This window comes from Kitasatospora sp. CB01950 (assembly GCF_001905465.1).
Taxonomy (GTDB): domain Bacteria; phylum Actinomycetota; class Actinomycetes; order Streptomycetales; family Streptomycetaceae; genus Kitasatospora.
In genome coordinates this window covers 246,633-265,790 of sequence record NZ_LISX01000005.1, presented here as the reverse complement: position 1 = coordinate 265,790, position 19,158 = coordinate 246,633, and the positions used below count along the sequence as shown (strand labels likewise).

The window sequence follows — 19,158 nt, the reverse complement described above, 5'->3', positions numbered from 1 at the left end:
CATGTCAACGAGCTTCTGGCCCATGGATCTTGAACCCCGCCTCCGGTTGACTCTCCCCATGACCACACGAACGGGGGCCCACGGCATGGCAGTTCTTCGCACGGTGACGCTGATCGGCGCGACCCTCACCGCCGGGCTCGCCGCGGGCCTGTTCTACTCCTACGCCTGCTCGGTGATGCCGGGCCTCGCCAAGGTCGACGACCGCGCCTTCGTCGACACCATGCAGCGCATCAACGTGGCCATCCTGAACGGCTGGTTCATGCTCAGCTTCCTCGGCGCGCTCGTCCTCATCGTCGCCGCCGGCTTCCTGCAGTGGCGCGGCGGCGACCGCACCGTCCTGCTGTGGATCGTCGCCGCGGCCGTCCTCTACCTCGCCATGCTGGTCATCACCGGCGCGATCAACGTCCCCCTCAACGACAAGCTCGCCGCCGCCGGCGCCCCCGACAAGCTCACCGACCCCGCCGCCGTCCGCGCCGCCTTCGAGGACGTCTGGGTCCGCTGGAACGTGGTCCGCGCCGTCACCAGCACCGCCGCCTTCGCCTGCCTGACCTGGGCGCTCGCACTGTCCGGCCGCAACTCCTGACCCGGGGTCAGGCGAGTCGGACGGTGTGCTCGCCACCCGGCGAGACGGTGAGCTCGAACCGGTCGAACCCCGGCCGGCCCAGGCCGTCCCACCACCGCCACGCGGACTCCACCTCGTCCCACAGCCGGCGCGGGCCCGACTGCACCACCTCGAACCCGGCCCGCCCCGGCTCCCGGTCGGCCGTCGCCCACGAGGTGACGGCCGTGTCGTGCAACCAGAGCGTGTAGGAGCCGTCCGGGTAGCGCTCCGTCAACGGGAAGACCGCCGGCACGCGGACACCGATCGCGAACATCGCGGTCCAGTCGCCGAGTTCGTCCGGTGACAGGGCGGTGGTGGAGCGGACGCCATCGGCAGGCCACGGCCCGTCCAGGTGGGCGAGGCTGCTCGCCGGGCGGGTGCTGCGCTGGGCACGCAGGCGCATGAAGGCGGAGGAGTGGACGAACCTGCCGCAGGCGCTCCCGTCCGGGCGGACCGTCAGCCGCACGGTCGCCTCGCCGCCGTACTCCGGGCCCCAGGGCGCGACGATCACTGCGCCCGGGCGGCACTGCCGGATCCACGCGGGCGGCACGCTCCCGACCGGGCAGGTGGCGATCACGCGGTCGAAGGGCGCGGTCGGCGGATGCCCGGTCGCGCCGTCGCGCCCACCGCGGTGGGGGCGTAGCCGGCCCGGCCCAGCCGCCGTCGGGCGTCGGCCGCCGAGGCGTGGTCCAGTTCGACGGTGGTGACGTTCGCCGAGCCGAGACGGTGCGAGAGCAGCGCGGCGTTCCAGCCCGTGCCGGTGCCGATCTGCTCGGCGTTGTCGAGCAGGTAGCGCTGGCCGAGGGTCGGTGGATTGTCCATTATTCGTCCGGAGGGGCGGGCGTGACGTGCGTCATGGGAACTCGACCTTCGGTGCCGGACAGCTCATAGGAGTGATCACAGATATGCGAACCCGGGTGCGGGCCGGGGACCCGAATGTCTTCGGGGAGCTTTTCGACCGCTATGCCCGAAGTGTCTACAACCATGCCTTTCGGCTCACCGCGGACTGGTCGGTCGCCGAGGACGTCATGTCGGCGACGTTCATGGAGGCCTGGCGGCTGCGCGGCAAGGTGACCGCCGAGGGCGGGTCGCTGCGGCCGTGGCTGCTGGGCGTCGCGACGAACCTCGCCCGCAACCACTGCCGCAGCAACCGGCGTTACCGGGCCGCAGCCGCGGCGCTCGCCCAGGCGGGGCCGGCGGAGGTGGAGGTGCCCGACCACGCCGACGAGGTGGCCGGCCAGGTGGACGACCGGCGCCGGATCGCCGTGACGATCGCTGCGATCGGGACGTTGCGGCGGCCCGAGCGCGAGGTCCTGATCCTGTGCCTGTGGGAGGGGTTGGAGTACGCCGAGGCCGCCGAGGCCCTGGGCATTCCGGTCGGGACCGTCCGCTCCCGGCTGTCCCGCGCCCGTACCAAGCTGCGCAAAATCGCTCAGGCGGAACTGGTGGCGGAAAGTCGGGAACCCGCCCGCCGGACTCGACAGACAAAGAGTGACCGCGTGACCGCGGTCCGGCCCGTACCGGAAGGAAGCCGATGAACGCCAGCCCCTCCCAGCCGCGTCCGGCTGGACGGCCGGAGACCGATGGCCTCCGGCCGACCGCGGAGCGGGATCTGCCGGCGGGCCGCCACGAGTTCCACAAGGAGCAACTGATGGCCCGGATCCACGAAGACCTCGACAGCGCCACCCCCCGCCCCGCGCGGCGCAACCCGTTCCTGCGCCGGGCGATCCTGCTGCCCGCGGCGGCGTTCGCCCTGACGGGCGCGATCGTGGCCGTCGCCGCCCTGAGCCCGGGCAGTGATTCGGGCCAGGTCGCCGCCTCGGACGGCGGCCCCGTCCTGACCACCACCGTCGGCGTCGCCGACCCGAAGGGAGTCGTCCAGCTGCTCGACCGGATCTCGCTGGCCGCCCAGGAGACCACCGTCCCGAAGCCGGGCGCGAGCCAGTTCGTCTACATCGAGTCGAAGGTCGCCGGCACCAACATCCGGGTCGACAAGGGCAAGAGCTCGGTGGTCAGCGAGGCGCTGAACACCCGTCGGAGCTGGAAGTCGCCCGACGGCCACCGGGGTTGGCTGATCGACAAGCAGCACAAGGACGGCATCACCCTCGACACCGACGAAGCGGCCTACCTCAACGCGCCGTCCTACGACTACCTGAACACCCTTCCCACCGACCCCGACGCACTGCTGAAGAAGATCTACGCGGAGACGGCGGGCCACGGCCCCGGCCCGGACGCGGAGGCGTTCGTCACCATCGGCGACCTGCTCGTCGAGAGCTACCCGTCTCCGCAGCTCGCGGCCGCGCTCTACAAGGCCGCCGCCAAGATTCCCGGCGTCGCCCAGGTGGACGACGCGGTCGACGCCGTCGGCCGCCACGGGGTCGCAGTGGCCCGCTTCGAGCCGAAGACCGGCGTCCGCAGCGAGTGGATCTTCGACAAGTCGTCCCTCGCCTTCCTCGGAGCACGCGCCGTCCAGGTCGAGGCCGATCCCGCCGACGGCGGCCTGATCAAGCCCGGCACGGTCATCAGCACCAGCGCCGTCACGGCACGGACGGTCGTCGACGGCATCAAGCAGACCGCCGCCCACCAGGCCTGACCCACCGGCGCGCGAAGCCCCCGGCGGTCTCGTGTCGAGGCTTCCGGGGGCTGTCGTGTGAGGTGGGGGAGGATGGCGGCATGAGCGTCGTGAAGATCAATGTGCTGACTGTTCCTGCGGAGCAGCGGGAGGTGTTGGAACAGCGGTTCGCCGCGCGGGCCGGGGCGGTGGAGAACTCGGACGGGTTCGAGTGGTTCGAGTTGCTGCGGCCGGTGGAGGGGACGGACCAGTACCTGGTGTACACGCGGTGGCGCGACGAGGAGTCGTACCTCGCGTGGATGGAGGGCGGCCCGATGAAGGCTGCGCACCAGGGCGGGGGCGAGCGGCCGAAGCCGGCGGCGACCGGGTCGGAGCTGTGGTCGTTCGAGGTGGTGCAGTCGGCCGGGGCCGGTCGCGAGTAGGCGCTGTCGTTCCTTCGGGCCGCTCCCCGCGCGGGAGCGGCCCTCGTGCTGTTCGGGAGGGGTTCGCCCGGAGGATGACGGGGGGTGGGACTCCGGCGGGACGTCAGGGGGGCGGCGTACGCCGGAAGTTGGAGGGGCGGGCCGTCCTGCGGCGGTACGTGGGGAGGGGGTGGTGGAACGGAGACTGGAGGCAATTCGAGGTACTGGTTCGGCACAGAGGACTGGCATGGCGCTGCGGCGAGACGGACGGACGGCTTCCCTGCTGACGGTGGGGGCGGTGACGGCCGTGGTGGCGGGGCTCGCTCCGGGGGCGGCGTTCGCGGCGGGGGATCCGTTGCAGCGGTACGCGCAGCAGGAACTCCGCTGGGAGCGCTGCGAGACGGACGGGCTGCCGGCGTTCGAGTGCGCGAAGGTGAAGGTGCCGCTGGACTACGCGAAGCCGACGGGGCGGTCGATCGAGGTCGCGATCTCGCGGGTGAAGGCGGGGAGTGCGAAGCAGCGGCACGGGGTGCTGCTGATGAACCCCGGGGGTCCGGGCAGCCAGGGGCTGACGATGCCGGTGGAGTTCGAGCCGATGCTGCCGGCGGAGGTGCGGGCGCGGTTCGACCTGATCGGGTTCGACCCGCGCGGGGTGGGGCGGAGTTCGCCGATCGCCTGCGACCTGACGGAGGACCAGCGGACCATCCAACACCCGTACAAGGAGGCCACGTTCGGGAAGGACGTGGAGCGGGCCCGGTCGGTGGCGGACAAGTGCTGGGAGAAGGCGGGGGACGTGCTGCCGTACATCACCTCCCGCAACACGGCGCGGGACATGGACGTCGTCCGGGCGGTGCTGGGCGAGCGGCGGATCTCCTACTTCGGGTACTCGTACGGGACGTACCTGGGCGCCGTCTACACGCAGATGTTCCCGCAGCGGTCGGACCGGATCGTGCTCGACAGCGCGCTCGATCCGAAGCTCGCCTGGCGGGACTCGTTCCGGGGCTGGTCGTCGGCGGCCGAACTCGCCTTCACCCGCTGGACGGAGTGGGCCGCCGCGCGCAACGCCGCGTACGGGCTGGGGGCCACGGCGGCCGAGGTGCGCAAGACGTACTGGGACCTGGTGGCGCAGGCCGATCGGACGCCCGTCCCGACCGAGGACGGGCGGGGGATGGACGGGGACGCCATCCGCGCGGGGTACCGCGCGTTCGTGCAGGTGGAGGCCGTCACGCCGTGGATCGTGGCGCTGAAGGCCGCGGCGGCGGGCGGGCCGGCCGTGCCGGGTGTCCCGCCGATGGCCGCGGACGACAATATGACGGCCGTGACCTGGGCGGTGTTCTGCGGCGACACCCGCAGTTGGCCGCGCGACCCGGAGCAGTACCGGCGGGACGCGATCGCCGACCGGGCCAGGTATCCGCTGGCCGGCGACCTGGGGGCGACCGTCCAGCCGTGCGCGTTCTGGAAGTCGGCGGCCGTCGAGCCGGCGACGGTGGTGAACAACGAGGTCGACGCGCTGATCGTGCAGAACCAGTGGGACCCGCAGGCGACGCTCGCCATGGCGCAGGGCATGCGCCGAGCCCTGCACGGCGCGCGGATGATCACGGTGGCGGGCGGCGAGGGCCACGGCGTGCTGGTGGCCGGCCCGTCCTGCGCGGACAGCGCCTTCACGCGCTACCTGACCACGGGCCGGCTGCCCGCGAAGGACGTCACCTGCAGCAGCAGCTAGCGGAAGGCCGCGCGGCGGGTGGCGCGGCGGAGGGTGCGCAGCAGGGGCCCGCCGACGGTGAGGCAGAGGACGGCGGTGAGGGCGGCGCGGGGGAGGTCCCAGCCGAGGGAGGTGGTGAGGCAGTAGAGGGCGAAGCGGGCGAGGTTCGCGGGCAGGGGGTCGCCGGGGACGAAGGAGATCGAGGTGCTCAGGCCGCCGATGTACGGCCAGCCCTGGAGGTTCATCACGGTGCCGTAGCCGACGGCGGAGACGACGCCGTAGACGGCGAGCATCAGGAGCTCGGGGCGGCCGCGCAGCCGGGCGGCGCCCGGGAGGAGGCCGGCGCCGAGGCAGACCCAGCCCATGGCGAGCATCTGGAACGGCAGCCACGGGCCGACGCCGCCGGTGAGCAGGCCGGACGCGAACATGGAGAGCGCGCCCAGGACGAAGCCGAAGCCGGGGCCGAGGGCGCGTCCGGAGAGCACCATCAGGAAGAACATCGGTTCCAGCCCGGCCGTGCCCGCGCCGAGCGGCCGCAGGGCGGCGCCGGCGGCGGCGAGGACGCCGAGCATGGCGACGGCCTTGGCGTCCAGACCGGGCGCGCCGCCGGCGGTGCGGCCCTCGGAGAACTGCGCGACCAGCACGGCCAGCAGCAGCGGCAGCAGCAGGGCGAACAGCCAGGGCGCGTCGGTGGAGTGGCCGACCAGGTCGGAGTCGCGGGCGGCGAGCAGCGGCCAGCCGAACGCGGCGACGCCGACCGCGGAGACCAGGGCGAGCGCCAGGATCGAGCGCCGCCCGAGCGGGACCGGCCGGGCGAGGTCTCGGGAGGTCATGGCAACTCCCGCAGGGCAGCGGCGACTTCGGGGACGGTGAGGTACGGGGGCAGGATCTTCGCGGTCTGCGGGGCGAAGGTCGGGGAGGCGAGCACGACCTCCGGCGTGGGGCCGTCGGCGACGATCTCGCCCTCGGCCAGGACGGCCGTGCGGTGGGCGAGTTCGGCGGCGAGTTCGACGTCGTGGGTGGCCAGCAGCACGGCGTGGCCGTCGGCGGCGAGGGTGCGCAGGATCTCGACCAGCCGGGCCTTGGCGGCGTAGTCGAGGCCGCGGGTGGGCTCGTCGAGGAGGATCACCGGCGGGCGGGCGGCGAGGACGACGGCCAGGGCGAGGGTGAGGCGCTGGCCCTCGGAGAGGTCGCGGGGGTGGCACCGGTCGTCGATGCCGGGGAGCAGCGCGGCCAACAGGGCGCGGCAGGTGCCGGGTTCGGCGGCGGCGTCCTGGTCGGCGGCGGTGCACTCGTCGGCGACGGTCTCGGCGTACAGCAGGTCGCGCGGGTCCTGCGGGACGAGTCCGACGGAGCGGATCAGGTCCTTGGGGCGGGACTTGTGCGGGACGAGGCCGTTCACCCGGACGGTGCCGGAGTCGGGGGCGTGCAGGCCGACCAGGCTGCCCAGCAGGGTGGACTTGCCGGCGCCGTTGCGTCCCATCAGTGCGGTGATCTGCCCCGGGAACAGGGCGAGTTCGACGCCGCGCAGGGCCGGGACGGGACCGCGGGATACCACCAGCCGGGAGGCGGCGGCGATCGCGGGCCCGGTCGGCGGGCCGGCGGCGGGAACGGCCGGCGCGGGCAGGCGCTCGCGCAGCGTCGCCGCGCGGCGACGGGCGTCGCGGACGGTGAGCGGCAGCGGGCTCCAGCCGGCCAGCCGCCCGAGGTCGACCACCGGCGGCCGGACGGGCGAGCGGGCCATCAGCTCGGCCGGGTCGCCGAGCACGGGCGGCTCACCGGGCCCAGGCAGCAGCAGCACCTGGTCGGCGTACTGGACGACCCGCTCCAGCCGGTGCTCGGAGAGCAGGACGGTGGTGCCGAGGTCGTGCACCAGCCGCTGCACGACGGCCAGCACCTCCTCGGCTGCGCCCGGGTCGAGCGCCGAGGTCGGCTCGTCGAGCACCAGCACCTTGGGGTGGACGGTCAGCACCGAGCCGATCGCGACCCGCTGGCGCTGGCCGCCGGAGAGCGCGGACAGCGCCCGGCCGCGCAGGTCGGCGAGGCCGAGCAGGTCGAGGGTCTCCTCGACCCGGCGGCGCATCACGGCGGGCGGCAGGCCCAACGACTCCATGCCGTAGGCGAGTTCCTCCTCGACCGTGTCGGTGACGAAGTGCCCGGCCGGGTCCTGGCCCACGGTGCCGACCACGTCGGCGAGTTCGCGCGGCCGGTGGTGGCGGGTGTCGCGGCCCGCGACGGTGACCCGGCCCGTCAGGACGCCGCCGGTGAAGTGCGGCACCAGGCCGGAGACGGTCCCCAGCAGGGTGGACTTGCCGGCGCCGGACGGGCCGACCAGCAGGCAGAGCTCGCCCTCCGGAATCGTCAGGTCGACGCCGCGCAGGGCGGGTCCGTCGGCGTCGGCGTACTCCACGCCGACCTGTTCGAAAGTGATCACCGGGTGCTCCGGGGCGGCTCGGGGGTGACGAAGGCGGGCAGCAGGCCGATCAGCACGGCCGCGGCGGGCAGCAGCGGCAGCCGGGGCGCGGTCGGCGGCACCACCGACGGCGTCAGGGCCTCCGGCCAGTGGCCCGCGTACCAGATCAGGGCGGCCGCGACCAGCGCGCCCGAGACGGCCGTCAGCCACTCGGGGAGCGCCCACGGGTCGGGCCGGTACCGGGTGCGGACGGAGCGCCGGCCGCCGAGCGCCAGGCCCGCGCCGGACGCGGCGACGCCCGCCAGCAGCACCGGCACCGCCCAGGCGTGGCTGCCCGCGGTGAGCAGCCCGTACGTCGCGCTGCACACGCCGAGCAGCCCGACCGGCGTCAACGCGCCCGCGGTGCGCGCCAGTCGGCGGGAGACGTCGGCGGTGCGACCGAAACCGCGGGTGTCCATCGCCGCCGCCAGTGCCACCGAACGCTCCAACGCGCCCTCCAGCACCGGCAGTCCGACCGACAGCACCGCCCGCACGCCCCGGTCGGTGCGGCCGCGCAGGCGGCGTGCCGCGCGCAGCCGCCGGACGTCCCCGACCAGGTTCGGCGCGAACGTCATCGCGACCACGGCCGCCACGCCCACCTCGTACAGCGCACCCGGCAGCGACCGCAGCAGCCGCGACGGCGAGGCCAGCGCGTTCGCCGCGCCCACACAGGCCAGCAGCACCGCCAGCCGCAGGCCCTCGTACAGCGCGAACAGCATGCCCTCCAGGCTCACCGAACCGCCCAGCCGGACGCCCTGCGCCCAGGCGGGGAGCGGGAGTTGGGGAAGCGTGAAGAGGACGTGGGTGCCGCCGACGGGGGAGCCCAGCACGATCGCGAAGACCACCCGGGCGGCCAGCACCAGCAGGCCCAGGCGCAGGAACGCCGCGTACGAGCGGGCCCACGGCGCGTCGCCGCGCCGGGCGGCGACCACGAAGCCCGCGACGGCCAGGATCAGCAGCAGGAGCACCGGGTTGGTGGTCCGGCTGGCCGCCGCCGCGAGGCCCAGCGACCACAGCCACCAGGCGCCCGGGTGCAGTTGCCGGGGCAGGGCACGGCTGTGCACCGCCCCCGAGCCGGCGGACCCGGGGGCGTCGCGGCGCAGTCGGTCGACGGACATGGTCAGCGGGTGCGGCGGCGACGGGCCTGCCAGACCGCGCCAGCGCCCAGCAGCACCACCGCGCCGGCCCCGACGAACACGCCGACGGCCGGCCCGCCGTCGCCCTTCGCGGCCGAACCGCCGGACGCCGACGAGGAGTTGGAGCCGGAGCCGGCCGCGACCTGCTCGCCGCAGCCCGCGCGCGGGTAGCCCGCGATCGCGCACAGCAGCCCGCCGGAGTCGTAGCGCAGCGGCGGGGCCACCGCGGCCAGCACCTCCGCCGAGTTCGCGCCGGTCGGCACCGAGGCGCACAACGACTTCGCCTCGGCGGGCTGTTCACCGTTCGGGGCGTCCTTCGCGGTGCCGAAATCGAGCACCACGGCGACCCGCTTGTGACCGCTGCTGGGCGCGGTGTTCGCGCAGGTGGCGCCGAAGTCGGCGGGCAGCGACGGCCGCGGCGCGTCCTGGCCGCCGTCCGGGCTGAGCACGAAGCGCCAGCCGTCCACCGCGCCGTCCGCGGGCACGTTCGCGGTCGGCCCGACCTGCTGGAACGACCAGCCGTCCGCGCCGCCCTTCCAGAACGACCAGTACCGGTAGTCCGCCGCGTACGCGGACCCGGCGGCCGGGCCGAGCGCCGCCGCCAGTACCCCGAGCACCACGAGCAGGCCGACAACGGCCGCCACGGGCGCGGGAGTTCGGAGCTTCCGGCCGGTCACCGGTGCTGCTCCGGCTGCTCGCCCGCGGTGCCCTCGCCCGACGCGTTCCCGGTGGGCGTGTGCTCGGCGGACGCGGCGGCGGCCAGCTGGTTGTGGCGGCGCCGGTTGAGGCTGAGCAGGACGGTCGCGCCGACGCCGACGGCCAGGCCGACGCCGATCAGCCAGCCCGCCGAGAAACCGCTGTTCTCGTCGGGCTCGGTGATCGCCGAGCCGGGCGCGCGGGTGGCCTCCGGGTCGCCGGCGGTGGGGCCGGCCTTCGGCTTCGGGCCGGAGTCGACCAGCAGCTGCACCATGTTGGCGCCGCCGAAGTTGTAGGGGTCGAGCTTGGCGGCGCGGGCGGTCAGCACCAGGGTGGCGGCGGCCGCCGGGTCGGTGCCGCTCCTGCCCTGCGCGGCCCAGGCGTAGCCGTTGCCGGCCAGCCAGTCGGCGGCGCTGGTGGCGTCGGCGGCGTGGCCGGAGGCGACCAGGCCGAGCACCGACCAGGCGGTCGCGTTGTAGTCGGCGGTGGCCGCTGCGCCGGGGGTGTCCAGCAGCAGGCGCTGCCCGTTCGCGGCGAGCCGGCCGGTCAGCCAGGAGGCGTCCGCCTCGGCGGAGTCGGTGTGCGCGACCGGGCCGTCGCCCGGGGTGTCCGGGCAGGCCAGGGCCTTCGGTGCGGCGTCCTTGCGGTCGGCGGTGGTCACCGGCAGGTGCCCGCCCGCGGCGGCCAGCAGCGCCTGCGCGGAGGCGAGCGTGTTGGGGGCGGCCGGGGCGCCGGCGACCGGCTGGTAGACGTACGCGCCGCGCTGCTCGGCGGAGGTCCAGCAGCCCAGCTGGAAGGAGGCCAGCCCGCGGTAGGCGGACTGCCCGCCGGGGACGGCCGTCGTGGCCGGGTCGAGGCCGGCGGCCAGCAGTGCGTTCACCGCCAGCGCGGTGGAGTTGGCGTCACCGGGGGTGCCCGGATTGTAGGCCCAGGTGCCGTCCACGGTCTGCGTGGCGCGCAGCCAGTCGGTGCCGCGGGTGACCTGCTCCTTGTGGTCGCCCAGCACGGTCAGCGCCTGGACGGCCATCGCGGTGGCGTTGGAGTCCTCGGTGGCGGGGACGCAGGCTGCGCCCTCGACCCGGTAGGACGGCCAGCCGCCGTCCGCGCACTGCTGGTCGAGCAGCCACTTCACGGCCGCCTCGGCCGGTTCGACCTTCTCCTGGTGCAGGGCGAGCAGCGCCAGCGACTGCCGCCACACGCCGTCGTACTGCGGGTCGCCCTTGCCGTACAGCCCGGCGGGCACCCCGGACGAGGCCGGCGAACCGGACGCGGTACCGGAGGCCGAGCCGGACGGGGAGCCCGACGCCGAGCCGGACGCGGAGCCCGACGGGGACTCCGAGACCGCACCGGACGGCGAATCGGAGACGGACGGCGAGCCGGAGACGGACGCCTCGGGCGAGGGGGAGGCCGGGTCGTCGGCGAGCGCGGGCACGGCGGCGACGCCGGCGAGCAGGGCGCCTGCCAGCGCGGCGGCGCCCAGTCGGGCAGCGGTCAGCATGGGGGTGAAAGCCTTTCGGGAGCGGTCGCACAGCGGACCCGTGCGCACGGGCCGCCCGTAGACCCACGACGGAGGAGGGCCGCTCGTCTCCGGCCGGGCAGTCCGACTGCGCCGCGCCGCCGGAACGGCGCAGCTCACGGTTGCGGGTCAGTGCCGGAATCGCACCGGCTTCCCCCGGCCTCGGAGGCGATGTGAAGTTGTCGGCGGTCCGGTGGGGGCCGTCCCGCGCCCCCAGAACTCTAGCCGCCGACCGGCGCGGCACCCCTCGGAGGTGGTGGAACGGGTTGCAGTTCGTCCTCGGTCGCGGCGGGCGACGCGAGCGTGAGCAGCCGGGCGGCGGTGTGCAGGTCGGCCCGCACCTCGGCCAGCGAGGCGCGCCCCGACAGCCACGCCAGCAGGGTCGCGTGCCAGGTGTGCGCGACCACCCGCAGCGCCGCCTGCTGGCCGGCGGTCGGCGGGTCGGGCAGCTGCGCGGCCTCCAGCACGATCGCCGAGGTGACCTGAGCGACCTCGTCCACCTCGCTGCCCACCGAGCGGTCCGCGAAGGACAGCGCGCGCACCATCGCCTCCGCCAGCCGCGGTTCGCGCTGCAGCGCGTGGAAGGCGTGGGTGAGCGCCTCGGCGACCCGGGCCGCCGGGTCCGCGCCGGTCGGCGGACGCCGTCTCACCTGCTCGTGCAGCCGCTCCAGCTGCTCGCGCATCACCGCCACCAGCAGATGCACCTTCGACGGGAAGTAGCGGTACAGGGTGCCCAGCGCGACCTGCGCGCTCTCCGCGACCTCGCGCATCTGCACCGCCTCCAGCCCGCCGCGGGCGGCCAGCGCGGTCGCCGCCCGCAGGATGCCCCGGCGGCGTTCGGCCTGGCGCGGCGTCAGCGTCCCGTCGGCGGTGGCGTTCGCGGTCACGTTCACTCCCGGGGCGAGGATCGGAGGGGAGGGCTGCTGGGACAGGGCGCAACAGGCGGCTGCGGAGCGTGGCGTGAATCACCTGCCACGGCTCCTGACGGCAAGCTACGGCCCGGTAATCTTCGAGGTCTCTCGTTGTTCACTTTCCCCGACAGCGAGCCTGCACCACTGTGAAACGTGATCTACTTTACCGGTCGGCGGCCCTGTCCGTCGCCGGTCCCGGTACGTAGGGAAGAGGGGCCTCGGATGACCGCGTTGCCGCCGCCGCCGTCGCTGCGGATCGCCCTGCTGTCGTACCGCGGCGACCCGTTCTGCGGCGGCCAGGGCGTGTACGTGCGCCACCTGTCCCGGGAGCTCGCCCGGCTCGGCCACCACGTCGACGTGATCGGCGCCCAGCCGTACCCGGTGCTCGACGAGGTCGAGGGCCCCGGCTCGGTGCGGCTGGTGGAACTGCCCAGCCTCGACCTGTACCGCGCCGACGACCCGTTCCGCACCCCCGCCGCCGCCGAGTTCCGCGGCCCGGTGGACCTGCTGGAGTTCGCGGTGATGCGCACCGGCGGCTTCCCCGAGCCGCTGACCTTCTCGCTGCGCGCCCGCCAGTACCTGGCCCGGCACAAGGGCCGCTACGACGTCGTCCACGACAACCAGACCCTCGGCTACGGCCTGCTCGGGCTGGCCCGGCACGGCTTCCCGCTGGTCACCACGGTGCACCACCCGGTCACCGTGGACCGGCAGTTGGAGATCGACGCGGCCGCCGGCCGGCTGGAGCGGCTCGGCAAGCGCCGCTGGTACGCCTTCACCCGGATGCAGCAGCGGGTGGCCCGGCGGCTGGAGCACGTCATCACCGTCTCGGAGAGCTCCCGCAGCGAGATCGCCGACCACCTCGGCGCCGCCCCCGACGCCATCTCGGTCGTCCCGATCGGCGCCGACACCCGCCTGTGGTCGCCGTCCGACACGATCGCCCGGGTGCCCGGCCGGATCGTCGCCACCTCCAGCGCCGACGTCCCGCTCAAGGGCCTGGTGCACCTGGTCGAGGCACTCGCCAAGGTCCGCACCGAACGCGACGCCCACCTGGTCGTCGTCGGCAAGCCGCAGAAGGAGGACGGCCCGGTCGCCGACGCGGTGCGCCGGTTCGGGCTGGAGCGGCACATCGAGTTCCGCACCGGCCTGACCGACGCCGAACTCGTCGACCTCTACCGCTCCGCCGAGGCCGCCTGCGTCCCGTCGCTCTACGAGGGCTTCTCGCTGCCCGCCGCCGAGGCGATGGCCACCGCCACCCCGCTGGTCGCCACCACCGGCGGCGCCATCCCCGAGGTCGCCGGACCCGACGGCGAGACCTGCCTGGCCGTCCCGCCCGGCGACGCCGGCGCGCTCGCCACCGCACTCGGCCGACTGCTCGACGACCCCGCGCTGCGCACCCGGCTCGGCGAGGCCGGACGGGCCCGCGTGCTGGAACGATTCACCTGGGCCCGCGCCGCCGAACTCACCGCCGACCGCTACCGGGCCGCCATCGCCACCGGAACCGGCGCCGCCGCCCGCTCCGGACCCGGCTGGCGCTACGTCGGCTGACTGACCGTCAACACCCGTACCACCCCTTCGTGAATGGGAGCCCCGCAGTGCTGACCGTCGACTTCTCCCGCTTCCCGCTCGCCCCAGGCGACCGGGTGCTCGACCTGGGCTGCGGCGGTGGCCGGCACGCGTTCGAGTGCTACCGGCGCGGCGCCAACGTGATCGCCCTCGACCGGAACGCCGAGGAGATCGCCGAGGTCCGCAAGTGGTTCGCCGCCATGGAGCAGGCCGGCGAGGCGCCCGCCGGGGCCAGCGCCACCGCCATGGAGGGCGACGCGCTGAACCTGCCGTTCGACGACAACACCTTCGACAAGATCATCATCTCCGAGGTGATGGAGCACATCCCCGACGACAAGGGCGTGCTCGCCGAGATGGTCCGCGTCCTCAAGCCCGGCGGACTGCTCGCCGTCACCGTGCCCCGCTACCTGCCGGAGAAGATCTGCTGGGCGCTGTCCGACGAGTACCACGAGGTCGAGGGCGGGCACATCCGCATCTACAAGGGCGACGAACTGATCGAGAAGGTCCGCGAGGCCGGCCTCCAGCCCTACGGCAACCACCACGCGCACGCCCTGCACTCCCCGTACTGGTGGATCAAGTGCGCCGTCGGCGTCAACAACGACAAGGCCCTGCCGGTGCGCGCCTTCCACCAGCTGCTGGTCTGGGACATCGTCGGCACCCCCGTCATCTCCAGCCTCACCAAGGCCGCCGAGAAGGCCCTCAACCCGGTCATCGGCAAGTCCTTCGTGGTGTACGCCAGCAAGCCGCAGCAGCCGCAGCAGCCGCAGGCCGGCGAGTGACGGCCGCCGTCCCCGCGGCCCTGCTGCTGGACGGCGTCCTCGACGCCGCCCAGGCCGCCGACACCGTCCGCTCGATCCTCGCCCACCAGCAGAGGGACGGCGCGATCCCCTGGTTCCACGGCGGCCACCTCGACCCCTGGGACCACACCGAGGCCGCGATGGCCCTCGACACCGCCGGCGAACACGCCGCCGCCGAAGCCGCCTACCAGTGGCTCGCCGACCGGCAGAACCCCGACGGATCCTGGTACGCCGCCTACGCCTACGGCCAGGACGGCACCGCCGACGGCACCGCCACCGACCGCGCCCGCGAGACCAACTTCTGCGCGTACCTCGCCGTCGGCGCCTGGCACCACCACCTGTCCACCGGCGACGACCGCTTCCTCGAACGGATCTGGCCCACCGTCAGCCGCGCCCTCGACCACACCGTCCGGCTGAGCCTCCCCGGCGGGGCGATCGCCTGGCGGCAGGACGAGGACGGCACCGCCGCGACCGACGCGCTGCTCACCGGCTCCTGCTCGATCCTGCACGCCCTGCGCTGCGGACTCGCCATCGCCGACCACCTCGACCGGCCGCAGCCCGACTGGGAGTTGGCCGCCGGACGGCTCCGGCACGCCATCGCGCACCACCCCGAGCGGTTCCTCGACAAGGACCGCTACTCGATGGACTGGTACTACCCCGTGCTCGGCACCGCGCTCCGCGGCGAGGACGCGACGCGCCGGCTGGCCGCCGACTGGGACCGGTTCGTGGTGCCCGGCCTCGGCGTCCGCTGCGTCAGCGACCGGCCCTGGGTCACCGGCGGCGAGAGCGCGGAACTCGCGCTCGCACTGTGGGCGGCCGGGCAGTCCGACCGGGCCGTCGACATCCTCCGCTGGATCCAGCACCTGCGGCACGAGGACGGGTCGTACTGGACCGGGTTCGTGTTCGAGGACGACGCGATCTGGCCGGAGGAGCGCACCACCTGGACCGCGGGCGCGCTGCTGCTGGCCGTCGCGGCGCTCGGCGGGGACCACGCGACGGTGAGCGTGTTCGGCGGGGAGCACCTGCCGGCGGGGCTGGTCGTCGGCGACTGCTGCTGAACCGGCCTGCGCAAAGGTCCGCCCGGGGAGGGAGTTCCCTCCTCGGGCGGACCTCTTGGTGTACGCGGGGTTGTGCGTCGGCCGACGCGCGCCCCTGAGCGGGCGTCAGCCGCGCTGGATGCCCGCGGTGTCGTTGAGGACGCCGTGGGTGCCGTCGGGCAGCTGGGCGACGAGCGCGGCGCCGCGCTGGTCGACCGCCAGGTACCAGGTGCCGGGCACCAGGTCGCCGACCGGCGGGGCCGCCGGGTTGTCCTTGTTGGCCAGCTGACGGACCGCCGGAACGGCGAACCAGAACGGCGCGAACGGAGCGGCCGCGGCCTGCGGCGGAACCTGGTCCTGGATGGCCGGCTGGACGGCGGTGGGCTGCTGTGCGGCCGGCTGCGGGGCCGGGGCGGAGGCCTGCGCGGGCGCCGGGTAGCCGTAGCCGCCGGCGGGCTGGCCGCCGAACTGCTGGGCGGCGGGCACCGTCTGGTCGGCCTGCGGCTGCTGCTGGCCGGGGAACGGCTGCTGCTGCCCGCCCGGGTAGCCGTACGCGCCGGGCTGACCGGGCTGACCCGGCTGGCCGCCGTACGGCGGGAACGGCTGCGGGGTGGTCGCCGCGGGGGACGGGGCGTCCGACAGCAGCGGCCCCTGCAGGGCCGGGACGAGCGGACCGGCGATCACCGCGCCCGCCAGCGCCAGCGTGGAGAGCAGCGACAGGTAGGCGCCGGCGCCGTTGGTGAGGGCGGTCGGGCAGCCGAGCAGCGTCCACAGGCAGCCCCAGAACGAGAGCACGGACAGCGCCGTGCCCCACTGGTCCAGCCGCAGACCGGCGACCTGCTTGTTGCCCCAGTTCTCCTTCTGCAAGCGGAACAGCAGGATCAGCGCCGCGCCGATCAGGCCGGTGAGCACCACCGACGGCAGCAACGGGAACAGACCCGAGGCCCAGGCGTTCGACGACGCGTCGGCCGGGCAGTACTTGCCGGAGCAGTCGAGCTTCCGGAAGGGCAGGAAGGACGAAATCAGGAGCAGTACCGCCGCACCGGCGACGGCGGCGTCTCCCCTGGTGAGAGCGCGCAGGTTCACTGACGTTCCCCTCATTGGTGTAGTCGTGGTCGGCGGGCGGTGACCGAGCCCCCGTGGTACCGGAGCGGTACGACGGGGCAAAAGCCTAGGGCCAACGCGACGCCGTGTGCACAGCGCCCTCCGGATCCGGTACGAACCGGACAACCGGGAGGAGCATCCGGCACGAGGACAGGACGGGTACGGGACGGTCGGTTCGGGCTGGTCGGCTCACCCCGTGAGATAGCTGGTCAGAGCATCGGCGACGGCCTGCGCGGCGCGCTGACGCCACTCCGGGTCGGACATCCGTCCGGCGTCGCCGGTGTTGCGCATGTTGCCACACTCGATGAACACCTTCGGGATCTTCGACAGGTTGAGTCCTCCCAGGTCGCTGCGCGTGTCGAGGCCCTGCTGGCCGATGTAGCTCGACGTCGGCTCACCGGTGCCGGACGTGAACGTGTCGCGCAGCAGCACGCCGAGCCGGTGCGAGGGATCGACGATCGCCGAGGTGTCGGCCGGGCCGGACACCACCTTCGCGGGCATGATCACGTGGAAGCCGCTGCCGGACGCCGGCGCGCCGTCCGCGTGGACGGAGACCGCCGCGTCCGCCTTCGCCTCGTTGCCGATCCGGGCCCGCTCGTCGATGCACGGACCCCACGGCCGGTCACCGTCCTGGGTGAGCGCCACGGTCGCGCCCCGGTCCTGGAGGATCTGCCGCGCCCGGTGCACCACGTCCAGGGTGAAATCGGCCTCCGAGTAGCCCGCGTTGGTGGACGTGCCGGTGGTGTCGCACTCCTTGCGGCTGTTGCCGATGTTCACCTGCCGGTTGATGTCGGAGGTGTGCTTGACGTTGCCCGCGTTGTGGCCCGGGTCGAGCAGCACCGTCTTCCCGGACAGCGGACGGTTCGACGCGCTCGCGGACGGCGACGGGGACGGCGACGGCGCGGCCTCGTCGGCGGACGGGCCGCTCTCCGGCGCGGGCGGGTCGGAGGCGTCGACCCGGTCGCCCTCCGCGTAGTGCGGCGACACCGAGGGGTGCGCGGTGACGTCCCGCGCGCTGTTCGCGACAGCCTGCCAGCCCAGCCAGCCGATCAGGCAGACCGGCAGCACCACGCTCGCCAGCTTCACGGCCGGCCGCCAGCGCGCGGTGCGCCGCTCCGGGTCGGGGTACGGGTCGGGCTCGACGGGGGGCGGGGTGGTGCGGCCGGTCACGAGTCCCTCAGATCCTGTCCCAGGTACGAACCGTCAGACCGTAGGTGTCGGCGATCGGCTTCCATTTCGCCACGAAGTCCTTCTTGGACTGGGTGGCCTGCGGGTTGAGGTCGTTGGCACGGCTCAGGTCGGCCGTGCTGGGCACCGTGTTGTTCGCGCAGCCCTGCGAGGAGACGGCGCGTGCCCACGCCGCGTACGCCCGGTCGATGTCCCCGGACTGCTGCCAGGCGTCCTTCAGCTTCGCCACCGCCTCCGGCCCGCCCGGCAGGTTGTCGGTGTGCAACTGGGCCAGATCGGCGAGCAGTTGGTCGCGCTGCTGGGCGCCCGTGTCGAACACCTTCGCGGCCGCGTCGATCTCCGCCTTCGGCGGGCAGCTGCGCACCTTCGCCACCGCGTTGCCGATCGGCGCCTTCGCGTTCTCGCCCTTCGTCAGCAACGCGTCCAGCGCCTTCGCCTGGGCCGAGGCCCCCGGACCGGCCGAGGACGAGCTCGACGGCGACGCGGACGGGTCGGCGGACGGTGGGGTCGACGGTGCGGCGCCGCCGCCCTGGCCGCCCTGCGGCGGGGCCGGCGCCGGGGCGGAAGCGCCGCCCTTCGCCTCGGGCGTCCCGCTGTCGCTGTTCTTCACCGCCCACACCACGCCGACGCCGATCAGCACCAGCAGCGCCACCGCCGCGCCCACCAGCACCGGGGTGCGCCGCCGCCGCGGGTCGTCCTCGTAGTCGAACTCGGGCTCCTGCGCGGCGAACCCGCCCGCGAACTGCTGCTGGCCGCCGAAGCTCTGCTGGCCGCCGTAACTCGGCTGCGGGCCGCCGAACTGCGGCTGCTGGTAGGGCTGTTGGCCGAACTGGTCGAACTGCTGCTGGCCGCCGAAGCTCTGGCCCGGCGGCGGGAACTGCTGACCGCCGAAGCTCTGCTGGCCGCCGAAGCTCGGCGGCGGTCCCGGCGGTCCCGGCGGTCCCGGCGGGGGCTGCGGGGCGCCGAACTGCTGCTGTTCGTACGGTTGTTGGTCGAACTGCTGCTGGCCGCCGAAGCTCTGGCCCGGCGGCGGGAACTGCTGACCGCCGAAGCTCTGCTGCGGGGCCGCCGGGGGCTGCTGGGCGGCGGGCTGCGGCGCAGGCGCCGGTGCGGGGATCGGCGCGGGGGCCTGCTGCGGGCCGCGGACCGGGGTCGCCGGGCCGGGGGCCACGGCGGTCGGCGTCGCCCCGGGCTGCGGCGGCAGCGGGGGTACCGGGGACACCGGGGCGACGGGCGTGACCGGGCCGACGTCGAACTTCGGCAGCGGGATCGCCGTGGTGGCCGGACCCGCGGCCGCCGGGTCGTCCGCCATCGGCCGGCGGACCCAGCCGCCCGCGCCGTTGTTCGCGGTCGGATCCCACACCGCTCGCGCGGCCTTGCCCTGTTCCGTCATGCGCTGTCCTCGCCCCCGCCTACTGACCCGCCGATGCCTGCCGCCGTCGTCCGACCGTGCCCCGCACCGGCCGTCCGCCGTCTGCCGCC

General features: G+C 74.5%; 19 protein-coding genes and 1 riboswitch. Of the genes, 8 read left to right on the top strand and 11 right to left on the bottom strand.

All coding sequences use genetic code 11. The features are described from left to right. Positions 1–58 precede the first annotated feature (58 nt). Positions 59–583, top strand: coding sequence for an anthrone oxygenase family protein (locus AMK19_RS15690; protein ID WP_338015790.1), 525 nt, complete (start codon positions 59–61; stop codon positions 581–583). A gap of 7 nt (positions 584–590) precedes the next feature. On the opposite strand, the gene AMK19_RS15685 is transcribed toward AMK19_RS15690, so the two are convergent. Further along, positions 591–1,178 carry a hypothetical protein gene (locus AMK19_RS15685; protein WP_073812105.1) on the bottom strand — a complete coding sequence of 196 codons (588 nt, stop codon included), beginning with the start codon at positions 1,176–1,178 and terminating at the stop codon, positions 591–593. Then, positions 1,175–1,423: a hypothetical protein gene (locus AMK19_RS37220; protein WP_073812103.1), complete on the bottom strand. Its 249-nt coding sequence runs from the start codon at positions 1,421–1,423 to the stop codon at positions 1,175–1,177. The genes AMK19_RS15685 and AMK19_RS37220 overlap by 4 nt, the downstream gene beginning before the upstream one ends. An 83-nt stretch (positions 1,424–1,506) precedes the next feature. Between AMK19_RS37220 and AMK19_RS15675 the strand changes: the two genes are divergently transcribed. From AMK19_RS15675 to AMK19_RS15660, 4 genes are all read left to right on the top strand, one after another. Continuing rightward, positions 1,507–2,139 (top strand): RNA polymerase sigma factor, encoded by a 633-nt coding sequence (locus AMK19_RS15675; protein WP_198953337.1) that lies wholly within the window; start codon positions 1,507–1,509, stop codon positions 2,137–2,139. Next, positions 2,136–3,194, top strand: a complete 1,059-nt coding sequence (locus tag AMK19_RS15670; RefSeq protein ID WP_073812099.1) for a CU044_5270 family protein — start codon at positions 2,136–2,138, stop codon at positions 3,192–3,194. The genes AMK19_RS15675 and AMK19_RS15670 overlap by 4 nt, the downstream gene beginning before the upstream one ends. An 80-nt stretch (positions 3,195–3,274) precedes the next feature. After that, positions 3,275–3,595, top strand: a complete 321-nt coding sequence (locus tag AMK19_RS15665) for an antibiotic biosynthesis monooxygenase family protein (protein ID WP_073812097.1) — start codon at positions 3,275–3,277, stop codon at positions 3,593–3,595. A gap of 226 nt (positions 3,596–3,821) precedes the next feature. Continuing rightward, positions 3,822–5,297 (top strand): alpha/beta hydrolase, encoded by a 1,476-nt coding sequence (locus tag AMK19_RS15660; protein WP_073812096.1) that lies wholly within the window; start codon positions 3,822–3,824, stop codon positions 5,295–5,297. Here AMK19_RS15660 and AMK19_RS15655 read toward each other — a convergent pair. From AMK19_RS15655 to AMK19_RS15630, 6 genes are all read right to left on the bottom strand, one after another. After that, the gene (locus tag AMK19_RS15655) at positions 5,294–6,109 is read right to left on the bottom strand and encodes an ECF transporter S component (RefSeq protein WP_073812094.1); all 816 of its coding nucleotides are present in this window, start codon (positions 6,107–6,109) and stop codon (positions 5,294–5,296) included. The genes AMK19_RS15660 and AMK19_RS15655 overlap by 4 nt on opposite strands. Then, complete coding sequence (locus tag AMK19_RS15650; protein ID WP_073812092.1) at positions 6,106–7,710, bottom strand: ABC transporter ATP-binding protein; 1,605 nt, start codon at positions 7,708–7,710, stop codon at positions 6,106–6,108. Before AMK19_RS15650 ends, AMK19_RS15655 begins: the two co-directional genes overlap by 4 nt. Continuing rightward, positions 7,707–8,846 (bottom strand): energy-coupling factor transporter transmembrane component T, encoded by a 1,140-nt coding sequence (locus tag AMK19_RS15645; protein ID WP_083646862.1) that lies wholly within the window; start codon positions 8,844–8,846, stop codon positions 7,707–7,709. Before AMK19_RS15645 ends, AMK19_RS15650 begins: the two co-directional genes overlap by 4 nt. A gap of 2 nt (positions 8,847–8,848) precedes the next feature. Further along, positions 8,849–9,508 carry an SCO2322 family protein gene (locus AMK19_RS15640; RefSeq protein ID WP_241844423.1) on the bottom strand — a complete coding sequence of 220 codons (660 nt, stop codon included), beginning with the start codon at positions 9,506–9,508 and terminating at the stop codon, positions 8,849–8,851. A 29-nt stretch (positions 9,509–9,537) separates the two neighbouring features. Further along, a complete protein-coding gene (locus AMK19_RS15635; RefSeq protein ID WP_073812089.1) occupies positions 9,538–11,058 on the bottom strand; it encodes a prenyltransferase/squalene oxidase repeat-containing protein in 1,521 nt (506 codons plus the stop codon). A gap of 85 nt (positions 11,059–11,143) precedes the next feature. Continuing rightward, positions 11,144–11,231, bottom strand: a riboswitch (cobalamin riboswitch). Between the two features lie 66 nt (positions 11,232–11,297). Continuing rightward, complete coding sequence (locus tag AMK19_RS15630; RefSeq protein ID WP_073812088.1) at positions 11,298–11,963, bottom strand: TetR family transcriptional regulator; 666 nt, start codon at positions 11,961–11,963, stop codon at positions 11,298–11,300. 246 nt (positions 11,964–12,209) lie between these two features. Between AMK19_RS15630 and AMK19_RS15625 the strand changes: the two genes are divergently transcribed. The 3 genes from AMK19_RS15625 to AMK19_RS15615 are packed head-to-tail and all read left to right on the top strand — an operon-like array spanning position 12,210 to position 15,405. Beyond that, positions 12,210–13,532, top strand: coding sequence for a glycosyltransferase family 4 protein (locus AMK19_RS15625; protein WP_073812087.1), 1,323 nt, complete (start codon positions 12,210–12,212; stop codon positions 13,530–13,532). Between the two features lie 47 nt (positions 13,533–13,579). After that, positions 13,580–14,329 carry a class I SAM-dependent methyltransferase gene (locus AMK19_RS15620; protein WP_073812085.1) on the top strand — a complete coding sequence of 250 codons (750 nt, stop codon included), beginning with the start codon at positions 13,580–13,582 and terminating at the stop codon, positions 14,327–14,329. Beyond that, on the top strand, positions 14,326–15,405 hold the full coding sequence (locus AMK19_RS15615; protein ID WP_073812084.1) for a prenyltransferase: 1,080 nt from the start codon (positions 14,326–14,328) through the stop codon (positions 15,403–15,405). The genes AMK19_RS15620 and AMK19_RS15615 overlap by 4 nt, the downstream gene beginning before the upstream one ends. Positions 15,406–15,510: 105 nt before the next feature. Here AMK19_RS15615 and AMK19_RS15610 read toward each other — a convergent pair whose 3' ends face one another. The 3 genes from AMK19_RS15610 to AMK19_RS15600 form a co-directional block, all read right to left on the bottom strand. Then, the gene (locus AMK19_RS15610) at positions 15,511–16,470 is read right to left on the bottom strand and encodes a hypothetical protein (protein WP_073812082.1); all 960 of its coding nucleotides are present in this window, start codon (positions 16,468–16,470) and stop codon (positions 15,511–15,513) included. A 207-nt stretch (positions 16,471–16,677) separates the two neighbouring features. Continuing rightward, positions 16,678–17,658: an N-acetylmuramoyl-L-alanine amidase gene (locus AMK19_RS15605; RefSeq protein WP_073812080.1), complete on the bottom strand. Its 981-nt coding sequence runs from the start codon at positions 17,656–17,658 to the stop codon at positions 16,678–16,680. A 7-nt stretch (positions 17,659–17,665) separates the two neighbouring features. Beyond that, a complete protein-coding gene (locus AMK19_RS15600) occupies positions 17,666–19,069 on the bottom strand; it encodes a hypothetical protein (RefSeq protein WP_073812079.1) in 1,404 nt (467 codons plus the stop codon). Positions 19,070–19,158 lie beyond the last annotated feature (89 nt).

Bases quoted from the DNA above. Each gene is read 5' to 3' on its own strand.
- AMK19_RS15635 (WP_073812089.1), bottom strand. From the start codon at position 11,058: ATGCTGACCGCTGCCCGACTGGGCGCCGCCGCGCTGGCAGGCGCCCTG.
- AMK19_RS15625 (WP_073812087.1), top strand. From the start codon at position 12,210: ATGACCGCGTTGCCGCCGCCGCCGTCGCTGCGGATCGCCCTGCTGTCG.
- AMK19_RS15690 (WP_338015790.1), top strand. From the start codon at position 59: ATGACCACACGAACGGGGGCCCACGGCATGGCAGTTCTTCGCACGGTG.
- AMK19_RS15660 (WP_073812096.1), top strand. From the start codon at position 3,822: ATGGCGCTGCGGCGAGACGGACGGACGGCTTCCCTGCTGACGGTGGGG.
- AMK19_RS15600 (WP_073812079.1), bottom strand. From the start codon at position 19,069: ATGACGGAACAGGGCAAGGCCGCGCGAGCGGTGTGGGATCCGACCGCG.
- AMK19_RS15655 (WP_073812094.1), bottom strand. From the start codon at position 6,109: ATGACCTCCCGAGACCTCGCCCGGCCGGTCCCGCTCGGGCGGCGCTCG.
- AMK19_RS15665 (WP_073812097.1), top strand. From the start codon at position 3,275: ATGAGCGTCGTGAAGATCAATGTGCTGACTGTTCCTGCGGAGCAGCGG.
- AMK19_RS15675 (WP_198953337.1), top strand. From the start codon at position 1,507: ATGCGAACCCGGGTGCGGGCCGGGGACCCGAATGTCTTCGGGGAGCTT.
- AMK19_RS15645 (WP_083646862.1), bottom strand. From the start codon at position 8,846: ATGTCCGTCGACCGACTGCGCCGCGACGCCCCCGGGTCCGCCGGCTCG.
- AMK19_RS15670 (WP_073812099.1), top strand. From the start codon at position 2,136: ATGAACGCCAGCCCCTCCCAGCCGCGTCCGGCTGGACGGCCGGAGACC.
- AMK19_RS37220 (WP_073812103.1), bottom strand. From the start codon at position 1,423: ATGGACAATCCACCGACCCTCGGCCAGCGCTACCTGCTCGACAACGCC.